The sequence below is a fragment of the Streptomyces sp. NPDC021096 genome (assembly GCF_040641275.1).
GTDB lineage: Bacteria > Actinomycetota > Actinomycetes > Streptomycetales > Streptomycetaceae > Streptomyces.
In genome coordinates this window covers 714,712-735,124 of sequence record NZ_JBFADG010000001.1, presented here as the reverse complement: position 1 = coordinate 735,124, position 20,413 = coordinate 714,712, and the positions used below count along the sequence as shown (strand labels likewise).

The 20,413-nt window shown below is 71.8% G+C and carries 19 protein-coding genes; 10 read left to right on the top strand and 9 right to left on the bottom strand.

The features are described from left to right. Positions 1 to 21 precede the first annotated feature (21 nt). Positions 22 to 849, top strand: coding sequence for a helix-turn-helix transcriptional regulator (locus tag AB0G59_RS03395; protein ID WP_360907449.1), 828 nt, complete (start codon positions 22 to 24; stop codon positions 847 to 849). Here the strand turns inward: AB0G59_RS03395 and AB0G59_RS03390 are convergent. Both AB0G59_RS03390 and AB0G59_RS03385 read right to left on the bottom strand, forming a co-directional pair. Beyond that, complete coding sequence (locus AB0G59_RS03390) at positions 839 to 1,216, bottom strand: nuclear transport factor 2 family protein (RefSeq protein ID WP_360907447.1); 378 nt, start codon at positions 1,214 to 1,216, stop codon at positions 839 to 841. The genes AB0G59_RS03395 and AB0G59_RS03390 overlap by 11 nt on opposite strands. Before the next feature lie 172 nt (positions 1,217 to 1,388). Further along, entirely contained in the window at positions 1,389 to 2,696 is a 1,308-nt protein-coding gene (locus tag AB0G59_RS03385) for a phosphatase PAP2 family protein (protein WP_360907590.1), read from the bottom strand. 240 nt (positions 2,697 to 2,936) lie between these two features. On the opposite strand from AB0G59_RS03385, the gene AB0G59_RS03380 reads away from it, so the two are divergent. Then, positions 2,937 to 4,175: a PP2C family protein-serine/threonine phosphatase gene (locus AB0G59_RS03380; RefSeq protein WP_360907445.1), complete on the top strand. Its 1,239-nt coding sequence runs from the start codon at positions 2,937 to 2,939 to the stop codon at positions 4,173 to 4,175. An 8-nt stretch (positions 4,176 to 4,183) separates the two neighbouring features. On the opposite strand, the gene AB0G59_RS03375 is transcribed toward AB0G59_RS03380, so the two are convergent. Further along, entirely contained in the window at positions 4,184 to 5,125 is a 942-nt protein-coding gene (locus AB0G59_RS03375) for a leucine-rich repeat domain-containing protein (protein WP_360907443.1), read from the bottom strand. A gap of 87 nt (positions 5,126 to 5,212) precedes the next feature. Here AB0G59_RS03375 and AB0G59_RS03370 point away from each other — a divergent pair, with 87 nt between their 5' ends. After that, the gene (locus tag AB0G59_RS03370; protein WP_360907441.1) at positions 5,213 to 5,794 is read left to right on the top strand and encodes a TetR family transcriptional regulator; all 582 of its coding nucleotides are present in this window, start codon (positions 5,213 to 5,215) and stop codon (positions 5,792 to 5,794) included. Positions 5,795 to 5,912: 118 nt separating this feature from the next. After that, positions 5,913 to 6,674, top strand: a complete 762-nt coding sequence (locus tag AB0G59_RS03365; protein ID WP_360907439.1) for a glucose 1-dehydrogenase — start codon at positions 5,913 to 5,915, stop codon at positions 6,672 to 6,674. A gap of 78 nt (positions 6,675 to 6,752) precedes the next feature. Here AB0G59_RS03365 and AB0G59_RS03360 read toward each other — a convergent pair whose 3' ends face one another. The 3 genes from AB0G59_RS03360 to AB0G59_RS03350 all read right to left on the bottom strand — a co-directional run bounded on the left by AB0G59_RS03360 (position 6,753) and on the right by AB0G59_RS03350 (position 10,735). Continuing rightward, positions 6,753 to 8,144, bottom strand: a complete 1,392-nt coding sequence (locus AB0G59_RS03360) for an amino acid permease (RefSeq protein ID WP_360907437.1) — start codon at positions 8,142 to 8,144, stop codon at positions 6,753 to 6,755. A gap of 120 nt (positions 8,145 to 8,264) precedes the next feature. Continuing rightward, on the bottom strand, positions 8,265 to 10,370 hold the full coding sequence (locus tag AB0G59_RS03355; protein ID WP_360907435.1) for a hypothetical protein: 2,106 nt from the start codon (positions 10,368 to 10,370) through the stop codon (positions 8,265 to 8,267). 122 nt (positions 10,371 to 10,492) lie between these two features. After that, on the bottom strand, positions 10,493 to 10,735 hold the full coding sequence (locus AB0G59_RS03350; protein ID WP_360907433.1) for a hypothetical protein: 243 nt from the start codon (positions 10,733 to 10,735) through the stop codon (positions 10,493 to 10,495). 132 nt (positions 10,736 to 10,867) lie between these two features. On the opposite strand from AB0G59_RS03350, the gene AB0G59_RS03345 reads away from it, so the two are divergent. The 4 genes from AB0G59_RS03345 (at position 10,868) to AB0G59_RS03330 (ending at position 14,128) form a co-directional block, all read left to right on the top strand. After that, positions 10,868 to 11,392 carry a GNAT family N-acetyltransferase gene (locus AB0G59_RS03345; RefSeq protein WP_360907431.1) on the top strand — a complete coding sequence of 175 codons (525 nt, stop codon included), beginning with the start codon at positions 10,868 to 10,870 and terminating at the stop codon, positions 11,390 to 11,392. Between the two features lie 16 nt (positions 11,393 to 11,408). Then, complete coding sequence (locus tag AB0G59_RS03340; RefSeq protein WP_360907429.1) at positions 11,409 to 12,173, top strand: MBL fold metallo-hydrolase; 765 nt, start codon at positions 11,409 to 11,411, stop codon at positions 12,171 to 12,173. Further along, entirely contained in the window at positions 12,170 to 12,799 is a 630-nt protein-coding gene (locus tag AB0G59_RS03335; RefSeq protein ID WP_360907427.1) for a VTT domain-containing protein, read from the top strand. The genes AB0G59_RS03340 and AB0G59_RS03335 overlap by 4 nt, the downstream gene beginning before the upstream one ends. An 87-nt stretch (positions 12,800 to 12,886) precedes the next feature. After that, the gene (locus AB0G59_RS03330; protein ID WP_360907425.1) at positions 12,887 to 14,128 is read left to right on the top strand and encodes a hypothetical protein; all 1,242 of its coding nucleotides are present in this window, start codon (positions 12,887 to 12,889) and stop codon (positions 14,126 to 14,128) included. A 16-nt stretch (positions 14,129 to 14,144) separates the two neighbouring features. Here the strand turns inward: AB0G59_RS03330 and AB0G59_RS03325 are convergent, their stop codons facing one another. Then, positions 14,145 to 15,149 (bottom strand): MBL fold metallo-hydrolase, encoded by a 1,005-nt coding sequence (locus AB0G59_RS03325; RefSeq protein WP_360907423.1) that lies wholly within the window; start codon positions 15,147 to 15,149, stop codon positions 14,145 to 14,147. Between the two features lie 81 nt (positions 15,150 to 15,230). Further along, entirely contained in the window at positions 15,231 to 16,439 is a 1,209-nt protein-coding gene (locus AB0G59_RS03320; RefSeq protein WP_360907421.1) for an aminotransferase class I/II-fold pyridoxal phosphate-dependent enzyme, read from the bottom strand. A gap of 184 nt (positions 16,440 to 16,623) precedes the next feature. On the opposite strand from AB0G59_RS03320, the gene AB0G59_RS03315 reads away from it, so the two are divergent. Beyond that, positions 16,624 to 17,457 carry a class I SAM-dependent methyltransferase gene (locus tag AB0G59_RS03315; protein WP_360907419.1) on the top strand — a complete coding sequence of 278 codons (834 nt, stop codon included), beginning with the start codon at positions 16,624 to 16,626 and terminating at the stop codon, positions 17,455 to 17,457. A gap of 10 nt (positions 17,458 to 17,467) precedes the next feature. After that, entirely contained in the window at positions 17,468 to 17,818 is a 351-nt protein-coding gene (locus AB0G59_RS03310) for a VOC family protein (RefSeq protein ID WP_071962139.1), read from the top strand. A gap of 10 nt (positions 17,819 to 17,828) precedes the next feature. Here AB0G59_RS03310 and AB0G59_RS03305 read toward each other — a convergent pair whose 3' ends face one another. Further along, entirely contained in the window at positions 17,829 to 20,408 is a 2,580-nt protein-coding gene (locus AB0G59_RS03305) for a DUF6185 family protein (protein WP_360907416.1), read from the bottom strand. Between the last annotated feature and the right edge of the window lie 5 nt (positions 20,409 to 20,413).

Genomic DNA, 20,413 nt, shown 5'->3' with positions numbered 1-20,413 from the left:
CGCACGGGTTACGGTCGGACCATGACGACTGTTGCGGTTGCCCCGGACACGGGCGTGGGCGTGGGCGCGCTGCTGCGCGAATGGCGGGACCGGCGGCGGATCAGCCAGCTGGAACTGGCGCTGCGCGCCGACTCCTCCGCCCGGCACATCAGCTTCATCGAAACGGGCCGCTCCCGGCCGAGCCAGGAGATGGTGCTGCGCCTCGCGGACCACCTCGACGTACCCGTCCGGGAGCGCAACGCCCTGCTCATCGCGGCCGGTTACGCCCCGCACTACCCCGAGCGGCCCCTGGACGACCCGGCGCTGGACGGGCTACGGGAGGGGCTGGAGCGGCTGCTGAAGGGCTACGAGCCGTTCCCCGCGCTGGTCGTGGACGGCACCTACCGGGTGCTGGCCGCGAACAGCGGCATCGCCATGCTGATGGAGGGCATAGCGGACCACCTGCGCACTCCCCCGCTCAACGCCATGCGGATCACCCTGCACCCGCAGGGCCTCGCCCCTCGCATCCTCAACTTCCGCGAGTGGCGCGGCCATCTGCTCCACCAAATGGAGCGCCAGCTGGCCCTGATGCGCTCCACCCCGCTGCGCGCCCTCTACGACGAGGTCAGCGCCTACCCGATGCCCGAAGGCGGCACTGCCCAGATCGAGATGTCGACGGGCGAGGGAACGGGACTTCCCTTCGCCCTGCCGATGGTGATCGAACACGCGGGCCGCACCCTGTCGTTCACGTCCACCATCGCGACCTTCAACACCCCCATGGACGTGACCGTCTCCGAACTGGCCCTGGAGACCTTCCTCCCCGCCGATCCGGAGACGGCCGCCGCCCTGAGGCAGGGCTTCACGCCGTAGCGGGCACCCGGTCGAGGAAGCCGAGGACGGACCGGATCCGGCCGTCCTCGGCCAGCGTGATCACATCCGACCCGGCGACCGGCGCGGCCCCGTCGGCCACCGACACCAGCTCCCACGAGAAGCGCGCCGTGTCGTGGTGCCCGTCGACGACCCCGCTCAGCCGGAACTCAAACCCAGGAAACTGCTCCCGCGCCGCGGCGATGACAGCACCGACCTGCTCGTGCCCCCGCACATCGGCCAGCGGGTCGGTGTAGCTCCCGTCCTCACTCCAAGCAGCGGCGACAGCCTTGCCCCGCGCCTCGGCATCCACGGCGTTCCAGGCCTCGAAGTAACGGTTAACGGCGCTCTCGTACTGCGACTGCGACATGACAATCTCCCCTCAACCCAACATCAACAGAACCGGCCGGCAACCCGGCCCCGCGCTCCCCGGACCCGAGTGCGCGGGTCCGGGAGGCGCTGCACTCACTGTGCCGGGACGGGGGGTGGGTGGGCGATTACCGGACAGGTAATGGGAGGGGGTGAGGCGGGGGCGCTGGGACTCAGACCAGTTCGAGTTGCGGTTCCACTTGCCGCACCGGGGCGGTCTTCTTCGGGTCCCGTTCCCACAGTTTGGTGGTCCGTACGTAGCCGTAGATCACCGAGCTCATCGCCAGAAGGAGAAGCGGTCCGAACACCCACGGATGCGTGGCCATCTCCACCGGCAGGTAGCGGTAGCACGCCAAGAGTGCGGCGAAGACCGTTGCGCCGTAGGCGATCAGCTGGGTCGCGGACCGGTCCCAGCCGCGGTCGAGTGCGCGCATGGCTGCCTCGACCGTGAGCGCGAACACCACGCCGGCGACGAGGTCCACGCCGTAGTGGTAGCCGAAGCCCAGCGTTGCGCTGAGGGTGGCGACCAGCCAGAACGTGCCGGCGTATCGCAGAAGTCTTGGGCCCTTGCGGGAGTGGATGAAGATCGTGGTGGCCCACGCCGTGTGCAGGCTGGGCATGCAGTTGCGAGGGGTGATCGCGTCGTACGGCACCGGGTGCGGGATGCTGATCGGCGGCGGCGTGTTGGGCCACAGGTTGGCCACCGCCCACTGCACGCCGCCAGTGCCGGAGGTGCCCGGGCCGTAGGCGAAGATCGGGCCGACGACCGGGAAGATCATGTAGACGGCCGGTCCGAGGAGGCCGATCACCAGGAAGGTGCGCACCAGGTGGTGGCTCGGGAAGCGGCGCTCGGCCGCCACGTTGCGCAGCTGGTACAGCGCGACGGCGATCGCGGCCACCGCGAGCTGGGCGTAGACCAGGTCGAGCGTATGGGTGGTGATCGGGCCGGTGGCCTTGAGGATCTGGCCCGCCACCCACGACGGGTTGCCCAGCGCGTGATCGGCGGTCGCCAGGTACGGGTCGAGCACCTCCGGGCGGGTCTTCGCCGTGATGAGCAGCCAGGTGTCGCCCGTCTTGCGGCCGGCCACCAGCAGCAGGCCCAGGCCGACGGCCTTCAGCAGCAGGACGCGTTCCTGGCCGGTGCGGCGCGTGACGGCGATGACCGCACAGCCCAGCATCACCCACAACGCGCCGTTGCCGAAGAAGTGGTCGGCGTCCACCTTGGCGTCGACCGCCCACCGCACCAGCACGAAGACGACGTCGATGCCGATCGCCGCGCCGGCCGCGATGAAGCGTTGCCGCCAGGTGAGCACCACCATCATCAGCGCCAGACCGCCGTACAGCGGCCCCGGTTTGGGGGCGAAGATCACCTCTCGCGCCTGGGTGGTCAGCGGCCCTGGCACGCCGGCGTAGCGACGCGCGGCGATCTCCAGCGTGACGAGGAACCCGAGGGTCACCACACCCGCCGTGGCCCACAGGATCGTCCGTGGTTGTCGCCACGCGGCGGCTTTGCTTCTGCAGTCTATTCGCGACACCCGCGATACTATAGGTACCAATTTTTTGACCGATTTGTGGGGGGTTGGTAGATCGCCCAGTGTCCGGCGGGCCGTCCCCCCTCGCAAGGCGGGTGTCCACCGGCGAGCGCCGCCGCTTTCCGCCCGGAATGCCCGGAATGAGACTCGGGCGGATCGATGCGAGACTGAGGTGGCGGAGGTGGTGTGATGGCCGAAAGGGACGACCGGGCGGCCACCACCGGGGCGGACGAGCAGATGCTGGAACGGCTGCTCGCCGAGGCCAATGCGATCGTCCCCTACCGGCTGCCCGGACTGGTGAACCGGTGTGCCCGGGCACTCGGCCTGGACAGCGCCGCGATCTATCTCGTCGACCTCCAGCAGCATCTGCTCATCCCCCTCGAAGACCAGACCGAACGGCTGCCGGTGGACTCCAGTGAGGCAGGCTGGGCCTACCGCACCCTGTCACTGCGGGTCCACGAGTCCCGTGAGGGCGTGGTGGTGTGGCTGCCGATGGTGGACGGCGCGGAGCGGCTCGGCGTGCTGGGCATACGGGCCGCGGTGCTGGACGGGACGCGGCTGCGCCGGTGCCGGATGCTGGCGCGGGTCCTGTCCCTGGTGGTCACCTCCAAGCGCACCTACAGCGACTGGTTCGTCGCCCGCATCCGCACGCAGGGCATGGATCTGCCCACCGAGATGCTGCGTGCCTTCCTGCCGCCCCGCAGTGTCGGCCGCACCGGCGTGATCTCCACCGCCGTGCTGGAACCCGCCTACGAGCTCGGCGGGGACGCCTTCGACCACTCGGTGAGCAAGAACATCCTGCACGCCAGCATCTTCGACGCGATGGGCCACGACCTCGCCTCGGGACTGACCACCTCCGTGGTGATGGCCGGCTGCCGCAACGGCCGCCGCTCCGGCGCCGACCTGCCGAACATGATCGAGGTGGTGGACCGGACGCTCGCCGAGTGGCTTCCCGATCAGTTCTGCACGGGCGTGGTGTGCCAGCTGGACGTGGACACCGGCGTGCTGCGGTGGTGCAACTGCGGTCACCCGCCTCCCCTGCTCATCCGCGATGAAGCCGTACTGGAACACGCCCTGGAGAGCCCCCCTCAGCCGCCGATGGGACTGCCGTTCCAGCTGGGACCCACCCGCCGCGAGGTGCACACCACCACGCTGGAACCCGGTGACCGGGTGCTGCTGTACACCGACGGCGTCACCGAGGCCCGCGGCAACGACGGCGAGGCGTTCGGCCTGGACCGCTTCACCGACTTCATCATCCGCTCCTCCGCCGCCGGCCAGCAGCCCTCCGAGGTCCTGCGGCTGCTCATCCACGCGATCCTCGACTACCACGGCAACGCCCTCAGCGACGACGCCACCATCCTGCTCCTCGAATGGCACCCCGAACTCATCGAATGGCACTACGGAGGCAGCCCCAGCGAAGCCGCCTGACTCCTTCCTCAGCACAGCACCGCGCAGCCCCGGTGCTCCAGCGCGGACAGCCATACGGGCCAGCTCGCGATCGGGTTCCACCGGAGGTCCAGCTTCTCCAGGGAGGGGAGTTGGGACAGGGACTCGGGGAGTTCGGTCAGGTGGTTGTTGCGGAGGTCGAGGTGGGTCAGTTCGGGGAGGGTCGAGAGGGATTCCGGGAGTTCCGTCAGGTGGTTGTTGCGCAGGTCCAGGAGGCGTAGGCGCCTCAGGTGGCCGGTGGAGCGGGGGAGGTGTCGCAGGGCGTTGTCCATGAGGCGCAGTTCGCGCAGGGCCTTCAGGCTGCCCAGGGATTCGGGCAAGGCCGTGAGGGCGTTGCCCATCAGGTGCGCTTCGCGGAGTTCGCCCAGGCGGCCCAGGGATTCCGGAAGGGTGCGGAGGCGGTTGTTGTACAGGCGGAGTTCACGGAGGGCGGCCAGGGCGCCGAGATCCTGCGGGAGTTCCGTCAGGCGGTTGTCCGTGATGTTCAGGTAGCGCAGGCGCGTGAGGCGGCACAGCGTGGACGGGACCGTCGTGAGGCGGTTGTTGCTGAGGTAGAGGTAGCAGTCGAGGCCCGTGAGGCGGTCCAGGGATTCGGGTACGGCCGTGAGGTCGTTGTGGCCCAGGTCCAGCGTGTGCAGGCCCGGTAGGTCCGTGATCTCCTCCGGCAGGGTCGTGAGCCTGTTGGCCGCCAGGTTGAGGCTCCGCAAGCCGCTCAGGTTCCTGATCCAGGGCGGTACGGACTCCAGCCGGTTGCGGTACAGGCTCAGCAACCGCAGGTCGCCCGCGGTGCGCAGCGCTTCCGGAACGGCCGTGAAGGCGTTGCCGTCCAGGTGGAGTTCGGTCACCCCGTCCAGACCGCCCGGCGGCGCCGGCCACCGGTCCAGGCCCCTGCCCCTGAGGTCCAGCCGTCCTTGCCCCTCGTACCGCGCCATGCGTCCCCTCTCCCCTCTCCGGACTACCGCAAGGCTACGAGACCGCTTTATTGACCGAACGTTCCAGATACCCCTAAGATCATCGACGTGGCCAGGACCAAGGAATTCGATCCGGACGCCGCCCTGCAGTCAGCCCTGGAGCTGTTCTGGCAGCGCGGCTACGAGGCGACGTCGATGGCGGACCTCGTGGCACACCTCGGCATCGCCCGGGCGAGCCTGTACGGCACGTTCGGCAGCAAGCGCGAGCTCTACCTGAAGGCCCTCGAGCGCTACGGCGAGCAGCACGGTCCGCCCATCGTCGAGGAGCTGTCGCAGCCGGGGCCCGCCCTGCCCGCGGTGCGGGCGCTGGTGCGCCGCTTCGCGGAGGAGGCCGCCTGCGACGACCTGCGGCGCGGGTGTTTCGTGACGAACACCGCCGTGGAACTCGGCGCGCACGACGCGGACACCGCACGCCGGGTCGAGCAGAGCTGGTCCTCCCTGGAGACGGCGCTGACCTCGGCCCTCATGCGGGCCGCGGCCCAGGGTGAACTCCCCGCGGACCGCGACCCGGTCGCGCTGGCCCGCATGCTGCTGGTGCTCCTGCAGGGGCTGCGGGTGATCGGCAAGGTGAACCCCTCGGCCGGTCTGCTGCGCGACGCCGCCGACCAGGCGCTGGCCCTGCTGGACTGACCGACCCCTCGCCGCCCCACCCCCGGGGCGGCACCCGCACGCCCTCATTCAAGACCGATCATTCTCGAATAGCTCTCGTACAGCTCTCACAGAGCTTCTTCGTTGAGGAGTAGTCACCATGACCGCACGCTTCACCGGCCGCACCGTCCTCGTCACCGGCGGCGGCACCGGCATCGGCCGGGCCATCGCGCTCGCCTTCGCCCGCGAGGGTGCCCGGGTCGTGGTCGCGGGGCGGCGCCCGGAGCCGCTGGAGGAGACCGTCTCCCTCGTCGAGGCCGAGGGCGGCGAGGCCACCTCCCTCACCGCCGACGTGAGCCGTTCCGAGGACGTCGAGGCCCTGGTCGGGCAGACCGTGGCGCGCTACGGCGGGCTGGACGTCGCCGTCAACAACGTCGGTACGTTCATACCGCCGACGAAGCTCGCGGACATCCCCGAGGACCACTGGGACACGCTGATGGCCACCAACCTGACCGGCCTGTGGCTGTCGATGAAGCACGAGATCGGTCACATGCGGGCCAACGGCGGCGGCGCCATCGTGAACATCTCGTCCAACCTCGGCGCCCACAAGCGGCTGCCGAGCCTGAGCGCGTACGCCGCCAGCAAGGCCGCCGCCTCCGCCCTGACGCGCGGCGCCGCCCTGGACCACATCGGGGACGGTGTGCGGATCAACGCCGTGAGCCCCGGGCCCGTCGAGACCCAGATGTCCTCCCGTCCCGGCGAGTCCGCCGAGGACAAGGCCGAGCGCATGGGCCGGGAGGTGCCGGCGGGGCGGGCGGGTACCCCCGAGGAGATCGCGGCGGCCGTGCTGTACCTGGCCTCCGACGAGGCCGGTTACGCGGTCGGCACCGAGCTCGTACTCGACGGGGGCATCACGGCCTGAGACGCAGAAGGCCGCCGGAAACGGCTGTGGCCCGGCGGGCGTCCGAGGACGTCCGCCGGGCCACGTTCAGCGACTGCTTCAGCCGACGAGCTCCGGCTCGGCGGCCTCCGTCTTCACGGCCTGGGGAGCGACGGCCTCCTCGGCCGGCTCCCCCGCCTTGCGGCGGGCCGCCATCCACACGTAGACGAGGATGCCGGCGAAGAGGAACAGCACGCCCTGGTAGACCGCCGCGTACCCGGCGCCCGCCACCAGCCAGAAGGAGAAGGCGAAGCCGCCGAGGGCCAGGATCATGTCGCGCGTCATGCGGCCGGGGTGGACCTTGTCGCGCGCCCCCGTGAGCAGGAAGTACACCTGTGCGGCGGTGGCCAGCAGGTAGGGGACGGTGGCGGAGAACGTGGTGATCAGGACCAGGATCTCGAAGACCCCGCTCACGCCGACCGTGTAGTTGACGATCGTCAGCACCGAGGCGAGCACGGCGGCGGCGATCACACCGGCCGTCGGCACGCCGCGCCGCTTGATCGCGAACATGGCGGGGAACAGCCCGTCCTTGGCCGCCGCGTAGGGCATCTGGGCGCTCATCAGCGTCCAGCCGTTGAGCGCTCCGGTAATGGAGATCACGGCGGCGAGCGCGATCAGCGTGCCGCCCCAGGTGCCGCCGAACATCGCGTTGACGGCGTCGGAGAAGGGGGCGGTGGAGTCCACCAGCTTGTCGTGGGCGACGGTGCCGAAGACGGAGACCGTGCCGAGCAGGTAGACCACGGCCGCGCCGATGGTGCCGATGACGCTCGCGCGGCTGACGTTGCGCTCGGGGTCACGGACCTCGCCGGCGCTGATCGCGGCCGACTCCACACCGACATAGCTGTAGAGCAGGATCGCGGCGGAGGCGGTCAGACCGCCGGTCCAGTTGCCGCCGCCGGTGGTGAAGGGACCCAGGTTGTCCGGGTCGAAGAAGAAGAGGCCGACGACCGCCACGAAGAGCATGGGCAGGAACTTCAGCACCGTGGAGATCATCTGCACCGCGCCCACCCAGCGGGTGCCGGCGAGGTTCGCCAGCGCGGGCAGCCACAGCAGCGCCAGGGCCAGGACCAGGTCCAGCCCCTTGGACTCCTTGCCCCCGGTGAGCACATGGAGGTAGCCCACGCCGGCGACGGCGAGGGCGGCGTTGCTCACCCACGTCATCGTCCAGTAGGACCAGGCGGACAGGAATCCGGCGAAGTCACCGAACGCCTCGCGTGCATAGACATACGGGCCACCGGTACGCGGGAAGCGTCCGGCGAGACGGCCGAAGACGAGGGCCAGCGCGATCGCGCCGATCGTCAGGACCCCGAACGCCACCAGGCTGACCGTGCCGTAGGGGGCGACCGAGGCGGGCAGCATGAAGATGCCGCCGCCGATGATGTTCCCCATGACCAGGGTGATGGCGGTGGGGAGGCCGAAACGGCGTGCGGGTGCGCCGTCGGAGTCGTGCATGGGAGGTGCGCCTCTCGTGCTGCGGGCAGGTCGCCGATTCTGGGGCGACACCGCACACCCGTGCAAGAGCACAGGTATGTGCGACAGCACATATTGACCGCGGACCCTCGACGCGCAAAATTAGAATTTTTTGTCCCGCACGGCCGGGCCCTCGACCGCAAAAGGTGCTGTCACGGGTGCCGTGGACCGTGATTCGTCCACCGGGGCGCCCTCATGCGGAATCTGCTCCCCCACAACCGTCCCGGCCGGTATTTGCGGTCGCCCACTCGCCTCGCACAGCCAGCGCCGCAGCACGCGGTGCACCGCCTCGGCGCCGACCAGCTCCTCCCCCTCCCCCACCGGCGCGCTCAGCTCCCCGGGCCACAGCAGGAAGGCCCGGCTCTGCTCGCCGCCCAGCCCGCCGTGCGAGCCGATCTGCTCCTCGAAGGCGTGCACCTCGCCCGTGACCGGGTCGTAGGCGGAATTGACCATGATGTCCGCCGCGTGCGGGAAGCCGGCGGTCCGCCGGACGGCCGCCACCGCGCCGGGCCCCAGCCCGCGCAGCGGGCTGTGCTCGGCGCCCTCGCCGCTGTCCAGGTAGTGCTCGCTGCCGCCGGCGCCGAGCACGACCGGGCCGCGCTCCGCCGAGCGTACGAGCAGGAAGCCGACCCCCGGGTGGTCGGCGAGGGTGCGCAGCAGCCCCGGGTGGTCGCGCTCGATGTGCTCGCGGCTCGCCCGGCCCGGCAGGTCCGGGAAGGAGACCAGGCCGAGGTTGCCCGAGGCCAGCACGACCGGATCCCTGCCCCGAGCCGGGCGGCCCGCCGCGGTGCGCACCACTTCCTGGAGGGTCAGCCCGTAGCGGGCGGCGAAGGTCTCCCCGGGGCTCTGGCCGTGGTCGGAGAGCAGCACGATGCGGTACGGCCGCGGGGCGTGCTCGGTGACCTTGGCGATCAGCGCGACGGCACGGTCGAGCCCGCGCAGCACCTGGTGGGTGTCGCGGCCGCGCGGCCCGGAGTGGTGGGCGACCTCGTCGTAGCCGACGAGGTCGGCGTAGACGGAGGTGCGCCCGGAGAGGATGTCGCCGATGACGGCGGCGACGATCACGTCGCGCTCGACGACGGTCACGAAGGCCCGTATGAAGGGGTAGAGCCCGCCCCGGCCCAGGCGCGGGGTCTCGCGGTGGAACTTCGCGCGGGTGGACTGGCCCATCTCGCGCAGGACCTCGGCCACGTAGGAGACGGCGGTGCGGGTGGCGTTGGCGGGGTCGGAGAAGTAGGCGAAGTACCCGGACCGGGAGCGGTTGTGCCGGCCGCGCCGGGCGGCGACCGACAGGACGAGCGCGAGCTGGTCGGCGCCGCCGGTGAAGAGGTTGCCGCGGCTGGCGCCGTCGGCGGTGAGCAGCCCGTCGTGGCCGGTGCGGGCGGCCGCGCGGCGCTGCAGCTCGGCGGCGCCGGCGGGGCGGTTGCTGATCATCACCTCGCCGGTCTCCTTCTCGTACCAGCGGAAGGCGGGCACGTCCTCGTTGGAGCCGTGCAGGATGCCCAGCTGGCTGGCGCCGGTCTGGCTGGACCAGTCGGTGCGCCAGGGAGTGAGGCGGTGGCTGTCGGCGGCCCAGGCGGCCACGGTCGGCATCAGCGGGGGCCTGCGGCGGCCGCGGGCGCCCCACCGCTCGCGCAGCGCGTCGCACAGGACGTCGTGGCCGACCCCGTCGAGCTGCAGGAAGACCGTGCCGGGCGAGGAGTGCCGGCCGGTGGGCTGGCCCCGGCGGCGGCGCTTGCGGTCGGCGAGGCGGGCGAGGCGGCGGCGGTAGGCCCCGTCGTCGCGCACGGCGACGAAGCCCCCGGCCGCGGAGGAGGCGGCGGAGACCACGGCGGCCACCACCACCGCGGTCTCCGGTTCGGCGGTGCCCCCGCCGACGGGGACCAGGGCCAGGGCGGTCACCAGCAGCGTGCCGTTGAGGAAGAAGACCAGCAGGCCGAGGACGCAGGCCGGTACGAGCAGGAAGGCGCGCACGAGCATGGGCCAGACGACGGCGGTGAGCAGTCCGAACGCCCCGGCCCCGAGCGCGGCGGCGAGGACGAAGCGGGCGGCGCCGTCGCCGCCGGCGGGCCGCAGCCGGAAGTCGGGCAGGAGGCCGGCGAGGGCGAGCATGGTGACGGTGGAGACGGCCCAGGGCAGGACCGCCCCCAGCCATCTTTCCCCGACCAGCCTGCCCGCACGGCGGATGACGCTGCGCAGTTGCCCCATGACTGCAGAGTAGGACGGGCGGGCCGGGTGCACGGTGGCCCGGATCACTAAGGAAGGGAACCGGTCACTACGCCTCCGGTTCCGGCCACCGGAACCGGCGGACGCCTGCCCTCAGCCCGCCCTCAGGCGGGTGGCCGCGGCCGGCGGCGCACCTGATCCAACGTGGGGTCCAGAGCGGAGTCGTAGGCACCGACGCCCAGGCAGTGCGGGCACTGGCCGGCGCGGTGGACGGTCTCGGCCGGCCCTCTGAACGGATGGGCGCCGACGGTGTAGGCGAGCGCGCGCGAGGTGTATCCGGAGCCGTGGCACCACGGGCACGCCCTGGCCTGCGGCTCCGGTCCGTGCGGGGACTTGTGTTCACTCACCGGGACCGACCAGCCCTTGCGCGCGATGACCGTTGCGCCTCAAAGCGTAGACCCTTGGGGGACGTTCCGGCCGGGCTGGCCGGATCCGTCGCCCGGGGTGGCTTCCGTGCGGCGGCTGGGCAGGATGGCGGCATGACCTGCCTTCGTACGCCCCGACTGACGCTGCGCCGCTGGCGCGAGGACGACATCGCGCCCATGGCGGCCATCAACGCCGATCCGGAAGTGATGCGCTGGATCGGGGACGGGTCGGTGTGCGACCGGCGGGAGACCGAGGACCGGATCGCCGCCTGGGAGCGGGAGTGGGAGGAGCGCGGGGTGGGGCTCTTCGCGGTGGAGTACCGGAGCAGCCGCCGGCTGGCCGGCTTCGCGGGGCTGTCCGTGCCCGCCTTCCTGCCCGAGATCCTGCCGGCCGTGGAGCTCGGGTGGCGGCTCGGACGGCCGTTCTGGGGGCAGGGGCTGGCGACCGAGGCGGCGCGGGCGGTGCTGGACTTCGCGCTGCGGGACCGGGGGCTGGCCAGAGTCGTCAGCGTGCACGCCGTCGGCAACTCCGCCGCCGAGGGGGTCGTGCGCAAGCTCGGCATGCGCCGGGAGCGCGAGACGACGCATCCGGCGTACGGGGTGCCGCTGTGCGTGCACGTGCTCGAGGCGCGCCCGTAACGTGCCGGACGCGCCCATGGAAATCACCTGGTGGGGCCATGCCACCGTGACGGTGGAGGACTCCGGCGTCCGGGTCCTGACCGATCCGCTCTTCGTGCGGCGGCTCGCGCATCTGCGCCGCCGCAGGGGTGCCGTGCCGCCGCCCGAGGCGGCCGTCGCGGACGTCGTGCTGGTCTCCCATCTGCACGCCGACCATCTGCATCTGCCCTCGCTGGCCCGGCTCGCCCCCGGCACCGCCCTGGTCGTCCCCCGGGGCGCGGCCGGCGCCGTGCGCGGCCTGCGCAGGCTGGCGGCCGAGCGCCGGCTGGCGGTCACCGAGGCCGCGCCCGGCGACGAGGTGGTGATCGGGGACGTGCGGGTGAGGGCGGTGCGGGCCGAGCACGACGGGCGGCGCCTGCCGTGCGGGCCGCACCGGGCGCCGGCGCTGGGGTACGTGGTGCGGGGCGCGGCGACCACGTACTTCGCCGGGGACACGGCCTGGTTCGCCTCGATGGCCGACGAGGTCGGCCCGGTGGACGTGGCGCTGCTGCCGGTGGGCGGCTGGGGCCCGTTCCTGGGCCACGGCCATCTGGACGCGCGGCGCGCGGCCCGGGTGCTGGCCCTGCTGGGGGCCCGCAGCGCGGTGCCGGTGCACTACGGCACGTTCTGGCCGATCGGCATGGACGCGGTCCGGCCGTACGAATTCCACGCGCCCGGCGAGGAGTTCGCCCGGCAGGCGGCCCGCTACGCGCCCGGGGCGGCCGTGCACCGGCCGGCGCACGGCGAGTCGGTGAGGCCGTGACGGCGGCCCTGGCCGGGGTGGTGGCGGAGGCGGCGCAGCGGTCGGTGCCGCCGGAGTCGACGCAGCAGGCGGTCGGCTACCCCTCCCTGTTCGTGCTGGTGGTCCTGGGGGCGCTGGTGCCCGTCGTGCCGACGGGTGCGCTGGTGAGCTCGGCGGCGGTGGTGGCGTTCCACCAGGGTTCGCCGTTCTCGCTGCTGTGGGTCTTCCTCGTCGCCGCGTTCGCCGCCTTCCTCGGCGACATGGTCCTGTACTGGCTCGGCGAGCGCGGTGTCCGCTCCCGGGGCGGTTCGAGCTGGCTGCGCCGGCTGCGGGAGCGGGCCGCGCCCGAGCGGCTGGCGCAGGCACGGGCGCGGCTGGAGGAGCACGGGGTGACCGTGCTCGTGCTGTCCCGGCTGGTGCCCGCCGGGCGCGTTCCGGTGATGCTGGCCTGTCTGCTCGCGCGGGTTCCTGCGGTGCGCTTCGCGCGCGGGGACTTCCCCGCGTGCCTGGCGTGGGCGGCCACGTACCAGGTCATCGGGGTGGTCGGCGGCTCGCTCTTCGCCCGGCCGTGGGAGGGCGTGGTGGCGGCGGTGTTGCTGACCCTGGCGGTGGGCGCGGTGCCGACGCTGCGACGCCGGCTGCGCTGAGCTCACCTGTTCGGCCTTGCCGCACGTGCCGCAGCCTGTGCGAGCGACCAGCGTGGACCTCACCGTGCCGAATCGACTGGAGGGCTCATGGCGGTCGTACCGACCCGCGCCGGCGGGCAGCTGTTCGCCGCGGGGCTGAGCCTTCAGGGGCAGGTACCGGGGATCCTGCGGGGGACACGGGAGCGGAAGGTCGTGGCGATGGCCGGGGGCGGCTACCACAGCCTGGCGGTGACCGAGGAGGGGCGGCTGATCGCGGCGGGGCTGGACGACTGCGAGCAGGTGACGGGCATCTTCGCGGCCGCGCGGGGCCGGGCGGTGGCCGCGGTGGCCGGCGGCGGGTTCCACAGCCTGGCCGTCACCCGCGACGGGCTGCTGCTGGGCGCGGGCAAGGACCACAACCGGCAGGTGTCGGGCCTCCTCGAGGCCGCCCGGGGCGGGAAGGTCACCGCCGTGGCGGCCGGTTCCGTGCACAGCCTGGCGGTGACCGACGAGGGGGAGCTGCTCGGCGCCGGCCACGACGGCGACCGGCAGGTCTCGGGCATCCTCGCGGCGGCCCGGGGCGGGCAGGTCGCGGCGGCGGCCGCCGGTGACTTCCACAGCCTGGCCGTCACCCGGGACGGGCGGCTGCTGGCGGCCGGGCGGGACGAGGACGGGCAGGTGTCCGGCATCCTGGCGGCGGCCGGGGACGCGAAGGTCGTCGCCGTGTCCGCGGCCGCCCTGCAGAGCCTGGCGCTGACCGACGACGGCCGGCTGCTGGCCGCCGGCCGGGACGGTAACCACCAGGTGTCGGGCATCGTCAGGGCCGCACAGGGCCGGAAGGTCGCCGCGATCGCCGCGGGCTATCTGCACAGCCTCGCGGTGACGCGGGACGGCGCGCTCCTGGGCGCCGGCAAGGACGGCGACGGCCAGGTCTCGGGCATCCTCGCGGAGGCGAAGGACAGGACCGTCACGCTGGTGGCCGCCGGCGGCTTCCACAGCCTGGCGGTGGCCGCGCCCGACGGGCCCAGGGGCCGGGAGGTGCGGGTGGACCTCGCGGGCCTCCGGGATCCGGCCCGGGCCGTCACGCTGCAGTTCCTGCGGGAGCCGGACGGCCTCGACGTCCGCCTGGAATCCGGCGCTCCCGCCCGGGACTTCGGCATCAGGGAGGGTGCGCCCGTGCAGCTCGTCGTGCGGCGCGAGGAGGAGGTCGTGGCGATCGGATCGGTGTGCTTCACCTACGAGGAGCCGACCGGCGTCGTCGGCGTCGACACCCGGGCCAGCCGCTTCCCCTCGTTCCTGACCTGCACCGGCCACGGCGCCAACCGCTTCACCTTCGCCTGGAGCGGCTGACCGGCGGGCCGGGGGTTCACAGGGCCGACAGCACCCGCGAGGCCCCCACCGGAAGGTCCCACAGGTCCTCCCGGGGCCGCCCCGCCGCCTCCCAGGCCGCGCGCACCCGCCGCAGCGGCTCCATCGGCGGCTCGGCGGACAGCAGGAACGTCGACCAGTGCATCGCCCCCATCGCCCGGGCCCCCAGGTCCCCGCAGGCGCGTACGGCCTCCTCCGGGTCGGTGTGCACCGTCTCCAGCATCCAGCGCGGGTCGTAGGCGCCGATGGGCAGCAGCGCCACGTCGATGCCGGGGTAGCGGCGGCCGATCCGCTCGAACCAGAAGCCGTAGCCGGTGTCCCCCGCGAAGTACACGCGCCGCCCGCCCGGCGCGGTCAGCACCCAGCCGCCCCACAGCGAACGGCAGGTGTCGATGAGGGTGCGCTTGCTCCAGTGGTGGGCCGGAACGAAGTCGAAGCGGACCGGGCCGGCCGGGCCGGGCAGCTCCACGGCCTCCCACCAGTCGAGTTCGGTGACGCGGGTGAAGCGGCGGCGGCGCGCCCAGGAGGCGAGGCCGGCGGGGAGGAGGAGGTGGGTGTCGCGGGGCAGCCGCTTGAGGGTGGGGGCGTCGAGGTGGTCGTAGTGGTTGTGGCTGATGACGACGGCGTCGATCCTCGGCAGGTCCTCCCACGCCACGCCCACCGGGGTGACGCGGGCGGGGGTGCCGAGGATTCTGCGGGACCAGACGGGGTCGGTCAGGACCGTCAGACCGCCCACGCGCAGTACCCAGCTGGCGTGCCCCGCCCAGGTGAGGGCGAGCGAGCCGGCGTCGACGGCCGGCAGCGGCCCGGGCTCGAAGGGCAGGTCGGGGAGTTCCAGCAGCGCCTCGGCGCTCGGCCGCAGCCGGCCCTCGCGGGCGAGGCGGGCCAGGGCGCGCACGCCCGGCAGGGGCGCGGTGAGGCGGTCGGCGAACGACGGGGGCCAGGAACGGATCTCGCCGAGGGGGCGCGGCTGCGCGAGGGGCCGCTCGGTCTGTTCGGTCATCTGGGGCTCCATTCGTGGGGAACCGGAACCTGGACGGTGCGGCAGGCGGGGGCCGCGGCACGCTCACCGCTCGACGGTAGATCAGATACCTGCGAGTTCACTGAACGCCGATCCAAAAGTGGACAACGCCTCCGCGACATCCGGCTCCGCCGCCGGGTCGGCGGCATCCAGGGCGCGTTGCCGCCCCTCGTCACAGGCGCCCAGCAGCGGCGGCGTGGAGAGCCGGACCCGCAGTGCGTCGGGGGCGTCCCCGAAGCGGTGCCCGCCGGGCACGGGATGGCCGAGGACCGCGCTGAGGTAGCCCTCCAGCTCGACGGAGTCGGTGATGCGGCGGGCGGCGAGGGCGTCGCGCAGCTCGCCGAGGTCGGCGTAGAGGTGGGGGCCGGTCTGCGGCGGCCGGCACAGCACCCCGGCGGCGTCCAGCCGTTCGCGGGCCGCGGCGCCCAGCGCCCCGTACAGCCGTGCGGTGGCGGCGGTGCGCTCGCGCACGGGCCCGGGTTCGGTCAGCGCCCAGCGGGCCGCGGCGGCGACGGGCGGCGGCAGTTCGGCCCCCAGGGCGGTCAGGACCGTGCCGGCCCGTGCGCGCAGGGCCGGCCCGCTGCCGCCGGCGGGGAAGCGGGCGACGGCCACGGGCCAGGCGGCGGGGGCCAGGGGCCCGGCGAGGTCGGCGAGGACGACGACGCGGTCGGGGTACATCTCGGCGGGGCCGACGAAGACCGTGGCGTGCCGGTCGTGCAGGACGTCGCGCCAGGTCTCGTCGCTGATGACGGTCAGTTCCTCGGCGGCCGCGGCCTCGCAGACCTCGTGGAGGATCTCCGGCGGGGCCACCGTGCCGGTGGTGTCGTCGGCGACGGACAGCACGAGGAACCGCGGCCGCCCGCCCTCGGCACGGATCCGCCGTACGGTCTCCAGCAGCGCGAACGGGTCGGGCACGCCGCCGCACTCGGCCGGCACGGGCACGTGGTAGGCGAGCCGCCCGGCGAGCCGGGCGAGCGGGCCGTACCAGGCGGCGCAGGGCCGGGTCAGCAGCACCTCGCCGCCCGCCGAGGCGAACAGGGCCAGCAGCAGAGGCTGTGGGCCAGGGCCGGCGACGACGTGCTCGGGGGCGGTGGGCAGCCCGCGCCGGGTCCAGTAGGCGCAGGCGGCGGTGCGCAGCTCGGGCCCGCCGCCGAGGGGTTCGGGGCCGGAGCGGCCGGCCGCCTCCGCCAGCCGTGCGGCGAGTTCGGGCAGGACGGGCAGTCCGCGCTCGGGCCCGGGGAGGGCGGAGGGTGCCGCGGAGCCCTGCTGCATCCGTACCTCCGTACCTCACCCGGCCCGGTCCTCCGTCCACCTTCGCAGATCTTGGTGTGCGCGGCGGGCCGACACGGGCGGGCGGGTGACGGACCGTCCCGCATCGCAAGACGGGGCTCTCGCGATGCGAGATCGATTGCGTACGGTGAAAAGCGCCACCGCACCCAGCAGCGAGGGGACCACCATGCCCGAGGAACGGAAGAAGCGGAACGACGCGACCACGGTCTACATCCACGGCCACCACGAGTCGGTGCTGCGCTCCCACGGCAGGCGCGGGGCCGCCGACTCCGCCGCCTATCTGCTGCCCGAGCTGAGGCCGCACCACCAGGTCCTGGACATCGGCTGCGGCCCGGGCAGCATCACCGCCGACCTGGCGGCCCTGGTCCCGCAGGGCCGGGTGACGGGCCTGGACGCGGCCCCGGGAATCCTGGAGCACGCCCGCGCGATCGCCCGTGAACGGGGCCTGAGGAACATCGACTTCACCACCGGCGACATACGCGCCCTGGACTTCCCCGACGACTCCTTCGACGTCGTCCACGCCCACCAGGTGCTCCAGTACCTCGACGACCCGGTGGCCGCGCTGCGCGAGATGCGCCGCGTATGCCGCCCCGGCGGCCTCGTCGCCGTCCGCGACGTCGTCTACACGGCCATGACCTGGTACCCGCACGTGCCCGGCCTGGACGACTGGCAGCGTCTGTACGTACGGGTGGCCCGCGCCGGGGGCGGGGAGCCGGACGCCGGGAGCCGGCTGCTGTCCTGGGCCCGGCAGGCGGGCCTGACCGACGTCACGGCGACGGCGGGCGCCTGGTGCTACGCGGACCCGGAGAAGCGCGCCTGGTGGAGCGGCCTGTGGGCGGACCGCACGCTCTCCTCCCCCTACGCCGACCTCGCGCTCGCGGGCGGCCACACCGACCGGGAGGGCCTGGAGGCGATCGCCCGGGCCTGGCGGGAGTGGGGCCGTCACGAGGACGCGTGGTTCTCGGTGCTCAACGGCGAACTGCTCTGCAGGGTCAACTAGCCTGCTGCACATGAACATTCTGGGGACTTCGCTACGGGTGTGCGTCGCCGATCTGGAAGCGGCGATCGCGGTCTACGAACGGCTGACCGGGGAAGAGGCGCTCCGCTTCCGGCGCGGAGGGGTGGCGGTGGCGGCCGTCGGCTGCTTCTTCCTCATGAGCGGGCCGGAGGCGGAGCTCTCCATCCTGCGGAAGATCACCGCGACCGTCGCCGTCACGGACGTGGACGAGGCCCTCACCGATCTCCAGGCTGTGGGGGCCGACATCATCGCGGGCCCCCTGCCGACGCCGATCGGCCGCAACCTGGTGGCCCGCCACCCGGACGGCTCGGTCTTCGAGTACGTCGACCGCCGACCGGGGTGATACCCGGTGATCACGCGGTGACGATCTGACGCCAGATCGTCACCGCGGCCCCCGCCTGCACGATCAGGAAGGCGAGCTGCCCGGAGAGGCCGTGCACCTGGTAGACCGACGCCAGCAGGCCGAGGCGTTTGGTCCAGTAGGGCCGTTCACGACTGAACGTTTCCGTGTCCATCCACATGCTCGTCAGTGTCAGCACCATGAGCATCAGGACGACGTTCAGGACCGCCAGGCCCAGCGCCTTGCGGTCGATGCTGTGGTTGAGCATGGCCAGCACAGCGATGGGGACGAGCCAGGCGATGAACAGGTTGAAGGCCCGCACCGGGCCACGCTCTCCGGGCAGCACGCGCCACAACGCCCCCAGGACCAGCCCCGCACCGGCGAAGAAGATCTCCTGCCTCACGAACTCCCAGAACATATCCGGAATGCCCGTAGGCGCGTCGAGCGTGAACGTCCAATGCTCGATGTCGTAGGCGTTCTCATACCAGGCGGTGACCATACTCGGGATAATTCCGAAGATGGCAGCCCAGCGCGCAGCCTTGATGGCGTTCTTCCACCAGCGCCGACGCGGCCCCCAGCTGAGGGCGACGTCGACCACGGATACAGGGTCCGGTAGGCAGTCGTGGCTGCATTCGGTGGGCCGCCAGTGGTGCAGTGCACTGAGCTGCTTCTCCAGATTCCGTCTCGTGACTCCCTCCGCGCGCCCGTGATCAACGAGATGCAGTCGGTGGAGCAGATCGCGACAGCGGCGGGCTTCGTCCATCAACCGCCGGTGCCCGGCCCGAGTGCCCAGCTCTGCCGCGACGTAACTCTCTTTTTCTGCTGCTGCTTCTTCTGTCATGCATTTCTTCACCTCTCGGTCCATTCGACCCAGCACCGACCATCGACGCCCGGCCTTCACCATGGCATAGAGAGCCACCATATTCAGAGGCAGCCAGAGGCCGTACACTTCCGATGAGCTTCCCGCAAACTTGACCCCCCTCAATGTCACGATGGCGAAGACAGCGGTCACCAGCAGCAGATCCCATCCCTTGGGGCCAAGGGAATTTTTTCGGGGCTTGAGCCGGGAACTGATATGGAGCAGCGCCACAAGCGCGACTCCCGTCAATACCCATGTGTGGGCGTACGCCCATAGCGGACCGACAGACGAGAGTTCCGCGAGTTGCTGGCTCAGGGCGCTACCTCGGGTGTTATCGAACAGCGCACTTGCCCCACCGATCCAGTTGGCGCGTTCCCACCTGAGCTCAAAGGACAGTGCATAGCAGACCACCACCATGGCTGCGGCAACGGCGAGCACCGCTCCGATTACAGTGATATTCCGGAGGTGATGGTCAGGCTCGTTTCCGATCGAAGGTCTACCCAACCTTCCTTCCCGCGCAAAACGCCAGCCCCATGCAGCCATCGCGGTAAACCACAGCCACAGCACGGACATGTCCAACAGGACCAGCCCGACAATCCCTGGGAGCGGAGGCTGGGCTGCCGGCATGAGATTCGACGGGAGGCCGAAGAGCTGGGGAGCCACGATCACCAGCAGGCCGATCGCTGCCGCTGCGGAGGCGGCGACGACGACAATTCGCCTCTTCAGTGCTTTCTGACTTTCGTCGGAACCCTGCGCCAATGGAAGCCATGGCCGTGCGAGGAGGACGAGAGCAAGTCCCGATGTGATTCCGACAAGGGCGCGCCAACGGTTTGCGCTGGGAGAGGGCTGGAGCACCAGGAGCAATGCCAGGGCGAGGGCCGCACTCAGCCCGGCCCACTGCAAAGCCGTGGTGGCCAAAACCCTGGCAGCAGCCTTCTTGGGGTTACCGACGGCCTTCTTGTCTCTGCCGACGGTCTTCTTCTCAAGGAAAGGCCATACCGACAGGGCGATCACGGCCGAGCTGCAGATCCACCAGGAGACGACACCCAGCGACTCGATCCAGGAATCGCGGCGACTCAGCACCGCGGAAAGATTCCGTGGTGGCACTATCTTGACCTCGGCACCCGAGCCGTTCATGGCCCAAACCCTGCTGGCTTTGCTTGCGCTCGAGGCTCCGGGTGCTCCGCTGATCTCCAGGCCGCCCGTCTTGACCTCGACCATCTTGCGCGAGGCCCCCTTCAGAGCATCCGGTGAGCGGAGGACGGCCTCCCAGTCCTTGCCCCGTCTGACCAGGACCGTCCATGGACCCACTTCGAATTCACCAGGACTGCTGATCAGATTCCATGACTCGTATCGCACAGTGACCAGGTCTTTTTCCTTGGTCGCCTGGGAGCTGATGGATTGCCACTCCGGATGCCACTGGTTGAACTTTTTCTTCGTTTTTCTGCCCTCGTACAACAGGCACTGCATGGCATCTCGATGTTCGCTACTGTCCGCGCTGAGCGTCAGGGCGTTCGCGAAATCCCACTGACGATCCGAAATTTCGACGCTTGTCACCTGTTGCACCTTGACGAAATCGGCATGGCGCTGGTCGAAGACAAGGTTGTACTTGACGACAGTCTTCTCGGGTTGCCGGATTTCCGGGCAATAAGCCCTTTCGGCGGCCTGTGCCGGTTGCGCGACCCACCACCCGATCGACGCGGAGGCCAGCGCAATCCACCGCCATGCCCTCACCGCCG

Bases quoted from the DNA above. Each gene is read 5' to 3' on its own strand.
- AB0G59_RS03355 (WP_360907435.1), bottom strand. From the start codon at position 10,370: ATGGGGCAACTGCGCAGCGTCATCCGCCGTGCGGGCAGGCTGGTCGGG.
- AB0G59_RS03360 (WP_360907437.1), bottom strand. From the start codon at position 8,144: ATGCACGACTCCGACGGCGCACCCGCACGCCGTTTCGGCCTCCCCACC.
- AB0G59_RS03365 (WP_360907439.1), top strand. From the start codon at position 5,913: ATGACCGCACGCTTCACCGGCCGCACCGTCCTCGTCACCGGCGGCGGC.
- AB0G59_RS03330 (WP_360907425.1), top strand. From the start codon at position 12,887: ATGGCGGTCGTACCGACCCGCGCCGGCGGGCAGCTGTTCGCCGCGGGG.
- AB0G59_RS03380 (WP_360907445.1), top strand. From the start codon at position 2,937: ATGGCCGAAAGGGACGACCGGGCGGCCACCACCGGGGCGGACGAGCAG.
- AB0G59_RS03325 (WP_360907423.1), bottom strand. From the start codon at position 15,149: ATGACCGAACAGACCGAGCGGCCCCTCGCGCAGCCGCGCCCCCTCGGC.
- AB0G59_RS03340 (WP_360907429.1), top strand. From the start codon at position 11,409: ATGGAAATCACCTGGTGGGGCCATGCCACCGTGACGGTGGAGGACTCC.
- AB0G59_RS03345 (WP_360907431.1), top strand. From the start codon at position 10,868: ATGACCTGCCTTCGTACGCCCCGACTGACGCTGCGCCGCTGGCGCGAG.
- AB0G59_RS03375 (WP_360907443.1), bottom strand. From the start codon at position 5,125: ATGGCGCGGTACGAGGGGCAAGGACGGCTGGACCTCAGGGGCAGGGGC.
- AB0G59_RS03320 (WP_360907421.1), bottom strand. From the start codon at position 16,439: ATGCAGCAGGGCTCCGCGGCACCCTCCGCCCTCCCCGGGCCCGAGCGC.
- AB0G59_RS03390 (WP_360907447.1), bottom strand. From the start codon at position 1,216: ATGTCGCAGTCGCAGTACGAGAGCGCCGTTAACCGTTACTTCGAGGCC.
- AB0G59_RS03310 (WP_071962139.1), top strand. From the start codon at position 17,468: ATGAACATTCTGGGGACTTCGCTACGGGTGTGCGTCGCCGATCTGGAA.
- AB0G59_RS03315 (WP_360907419.1), top strand. From the start codon at position 16,624: ATGCCCGAGGAACGGAAGAAGCGGAACGACGCGACCACGGTCTACATC.
- AB0G59_RS03395 (WP_360907449.1), top strand. From the start codon at position 22: ATGACGACTGTTGCGGTTGCCCCGGACACGGGCGTGGGCGTGGGCGCG.